A 3,978-nucleotide genomic window follows, 5' to 3' on the forward strand; every position below is an offset into this window, starting at 1 on the left:
ACCGCCCCGGACCGGGGCGGCCGCCGTCGCGTTCTACGGGCGGCGCGGAAACGAGGACGAGGCGGGGAGAACGTGGCGGTACGGGCCATCCGTGGAGCGGTACAGGTCGACGCGGACGAACGTGAGCAGGTGCTGGAGGCCACGGCCGAGTTGGTCTCGGAGGTGATGCGGCGCAACGGGCTCACCACCGACGACGTGATCAGCGTGGTGTTCACCGCTACCCCCGATCTGACCAGTGAGTTCCCGGCGTTGGCGGCGCGCAAGGTCGGATTCTCCGACGTTCCGCTCATGTGCGCCACGGAGATCTCCGTGCCGCACGCCCTGCCCCGGGTGGTGCGGCTCATGGCGCACGTGGAGACGGACCGTCCCCGCTCGGAGGTCCAGCACGTGTACCTGCGCGGCGCCCAGGCGTTGCGTTTGGACATCGCCCAGTAGGTACGAGGCCCTACCCTGGGGGTTCGGGGAAGAAGTCGAGGTCGGGGGACAGGCGAGTGAGCAACGGCACGGCCGGGGATCGGCGGACCGACCTGCGTCGGGTGACGGTGGTCGGCACCGGTCTGATCGGCACGTCGATCGCGTTGGCCCTGCGCGGGCGCGGTGTCGACGTCACGCTGTCCGACCCCGACGCGGCGTCACTCCGGTTGGCCTGTGACCTGGGCGCCGGACGACCCCTGGACGAGGCGACCGAGACCGCCCCGGCGGATCTGGCGGTGATCGCCGCACCTCCGGCCGTCATCCCCTCGGTGCTGCGCGAGGCTCAGAACCGCGGTCTGGCCCAGGTGTACACCGACGTGGCCAGCGTGAAGGCGAGCGTGCTGCGCGAGGCCGAACGCGCGGGCTGTGACATGGCCACGTTCGTGCCAGGACACCCCATGGGCGGTCGGGAGAAGCAGGGACCCGGCGCGGCCCGCGCCGACCTGTTCCTGGGCCGATCCTGGGCGCTGTGCCCCACCGGCAAGGCTGACCCGGGGTCGGTGGCGGCCGTGACCGAACTGGCCCGGCTCTGCGGCGCGGACCCGCTGGTACTGGACGGTGACGCGCACGACCGGGCGGTGGCGTTGGTCTCGCACGTTCCGCACGTGGCCTCCTCCGCGGTGGCCGCGCGGCTGCTGGGCGGGGACGAGACCGCGTTGGCGCTCGCCGGTCAGGGGGTGCGCGACGTCACCCGCATCGCCGGCGGCGACCCGCGCATGTGGGAGGAGATCCTCACCCACAACGCCGCCCCGGTGGCGCGGGTGCTGAGCGAGGTGGCCGCGGACCTGGCCGCCGCCGCGGAGGCGTTGGCGGACCATACGACGGAACCGGTCCGGGACCTGCTGGAGCGCGGCCGCTCCGGGCACGGACGCATCCCCGGCAAGCACGGTTCGGTCCGTCGTCCGGAGTACACCGTGATCCCCGTGGTCATCCCCGACGAACCCGGGTCGCTGGGTCGCCTGTTCGCGGCCGCCGCCACCGCCGGGGTCAACATCGAGGACGTGCGCATCGAGCACAGTCCGGGACTACCGCTGGGCGTGGCCGAGTTGTACGTGCTGCCGGAGGCGGTGGACGTCCTCGCCGAGGCGCTTTCGGCCGATGGATGGTCGGTCCACCCAGGGGTGTGAGACCGCTCCGCGCCATGGTCCGAGGGCGAGTCGCGCGAAGGTAGTCTGAGGCGTCGGCGAAGAGTGGACCGAGGGAGTCAGCAGTAGTGAGCGTGCAGCACACCGGAATCGTCATCGCCATCGATGGTCCTTCCGGGTCGGGGAAGTCGAGCACGGCCAAGGGCGTGGCCCGGGTGCGTGAGCTGCGCTACCTCGACACCGGGGCCATGTACAGGGCCCTGACCTGGTGGATGCTGCACCACGGGGTGGACGTGAACGACGCCGCCGCGGTGGCCGCGAACGTCGAGCATCCCGTGATCTCCATGGGCACCGACCCGGACGCGCCCACCGTGACGGTCGACGGTCATGACGTGGCCACCGACATCCGCGGCAAGGACGTCACCACCAACGTCAGCGCGGTCTCGGCGGTGCCCGAGGCGCGTGCGCTGTTGGTGCGCACCCAGCGCGAGATCATCGAGGCCGCCAGGGCCGAGTCCGCGGGCATCGTGGTCGAGGGCCGGGACATCACCACGGTGGTGGCCCCCGACGCTCCGGTGAAGCTGTTCATCACCGCCAGCGCCGAGGCCCGCGCCCAGCGGCGCAGCAAGGAGGTCCGGACCGGCGACGTCGCCGCCACCCAGGCCGACCTGGTCCGCCGCGACAAGCTCGACTCCAGCCGCGCTCACTCGCCGCTGACCCAGACCGCTGACGCCACCGAGCTCGACACCACCGGCCTGACGCTGGAGGAGGTCGTGGCCTTGGTGGTCGAACTGGCCGACGAGGCCAAGGTCGGATAGCACCACCGGCGACGCCGGCATCACCACGGGGGTCTCCCCGTGGAATTTCAGCATCCTCGCGGCACGCATCCTGGGCGCGCGAGGACCTCGAACCGGGAGTAGTGAGAAATGAACGAGTTCGACGTGTCCGATGTGGGATACGAGACCGAGGAAACCGAGTCGGCCCTGCCCGTGGTGGCGGTGGTCGGTCGACCCAACGTCGGTAAGTCCAGCCTGGTGAACCGGATCATCGGTCGCCGCGAGGCCGTGGTCGAGGACGTTCCGGGTGTGACCCGTGACCGGGTCGCCTACGACGCCGAGTGGCAGAACCACCGGTTCACCCTGGTGGACACCGGTGGTTGGGAGACCAGCGTCAGCGGGCTGGCCGCGATGGTCGCCCGTCAGGCCGAGTACGCGGCGCAGACCGCCGACGTGATCCTGTTCGTGGTGGACGCCACGGTCGGCATCACCGACGCCGACGAGGCCGTCACCCGCGTGCTGCGCGCCACCAAGCGTCCCGTGGTCCTGGCCGCGAACAAGGTCGACGGTGGTCAGCAGGAGGCCGACGCCCTCAACCTGTGGAACCTCGGTGTGGGGGAGCCCTACCCGATCAGTGCCCTGCACGGTCGCGGAACCGGTGACATGCTCGACGCCGTGGTGGAGGCCTTCCCCGAGATCCCCCAAGGTGACGACGAGAGCGACGGCGAGGACGGTCCGTCGAGGGTGGCCCTGGTGGGGCGGCCCAACGTCGGTAAGTCCAGCCTGCTCAACCGGCTGGCCGGCGAGGACCGGGTGGTCGTGGACTCCGTGGCGGGTACCACCCGTGACGCGGTCGACGAGCTCATCGAGCTGGGCGGCCAGACCTGGAAGTTCATCGACACCGCCGGTATTCGTCGCAAGTTCCGCGCGCTGCAGGGCGCGGACTACTACGCGACGATGCGCACCGGCAACGCCCTGGAACGGGCCGAGGTGGCGGTGGTGCTGATCGACGTCAGCGAGCCGCTGGCCGAGCAGGACATCCGTGTGGTCGAGCAGGTCGTCGAGGCCGGCCGTGGTCTGGTCCTGGCCTTCAACAAGTGGGACATCCTGGACGAGGAGCGCCGGATCTACCTGGAGAAGGAGATCGACCGGCAGCTGTCGCGGGTGTCGTGGGCGCCCCGGGTGAACATCTCCGCCGCCACCGGCCGCCACATGGAGCGGTTGGTCCCCGCGATCGAGACCAGCCTGATGGGTTGGAACCAGCGCATTCCCACCGGTCAGCTCAACAACTGGCTCAAGGAGTTGGTGGCGGCCACACCGCCGCCGGCGCGCGGTGGCAAACAGCCCAAGATCCTGTTCGGGACCCAGGCCGGGTCGCGTCCGCCGCACTTCATCCTGTTCACGACCGGGTTTCTGGAGGACAACTACCGCCGGTTCATCGAGCGGCGCCTGCGCGAGGACTTCGGTTTCCAGGGCACTCCGGTGCACATCAGCATGCGCATCCGGGAGAAGAAGGGCGGGGCCCCGGGCCGCGCCTCCAAGGGCAGTGTGCGCCCCGACCGCAAGTCCGGCGGTCGCCGTTAGATGAGTGATTCCAAGGTGTGGGGTCTGGCGGGGCGCCTGAGGTAGAGACCCTTGGGGTG

General features: G+C 70.5%; 4 protein-coding genes. All 4 read left to right on the forward strand.

The window, feature by feature from the left end; all coding sequences use genetic code 11:
- Positions 1–72 precede the first annotated feature (72 nt).
- The 4 genes from aroH (at position 73) to der (ending at position 3,919) form a co-directional block, all read left to right on the forward strand.
- Positions 73–435: a chorismate mutase gene (aroH, locus tag NLI01S_RS10570; protein ID WP_067603118.1), complete on the forward strand. Its 363-nt coding sequence runs from the start codon at positions 73–75 to the stop codon at positions 433–435.
- Between the two features lie 56 nt (positions 436–491).
- Positions 492–1,601: a prephenate dehydrogenase gene (locus NLI01S_RS10575; RefSeq protein WP_067603121.1), complete on the forward strand. Its 1,110-nt coding sequence runs from the start codon at positions 492–494 to the stop codon at positions 1,599–1,601.
- Between the two features lie 86 nt (positions 1,602–1,687).
- The gene (gene cmk / locus NLI01S_RS10580; protein ID WP_067603124.1) at positions 1,688–2,377 is read left to right on the forward strand and encodes a (d)CMP kinase; all 690 of its coding nucleotides are present in this window, start codon (positions 1,688–1,690) and stop codon (positions 2,375–2,377) included.
- Positions 2,378–2,485: 108 nt separating this feature from the next.
- Positions 2,486–3,919, forward strand: coding sequence for a ribosome biogenesis GTPase Der (gene der / locus NLI01S_RS10585; protein ID WP_067603126.1), 1,434 nt, complete (start codon positions 2,486–2,488; stop codon positions 3,917–3,919).
- Positions 3,920–3,978: the final 59 nt, after the last annotated feature.

It is taken from the genome of Nocardiopsis listeri NBRC 13360, assembly GCF_001570765.1.
In the GTDB taxonomy this organism is placed as follows: Bacteria; Actinomycetota; Actinomycetes; order Streptosporangiales; family Streptosporangiaceae; genus Nocardiopsis; species Nocardiopsis listeri.

What these genes read in the sequence shown, in the direction of transcription:
- der (WP_067603126.1), top strand. Translation starts at nt 2,486, where the DNA reads ATGAACGAGTTCGACGTGTCCGATGTGGGATACGAGACCGAGGAAACC.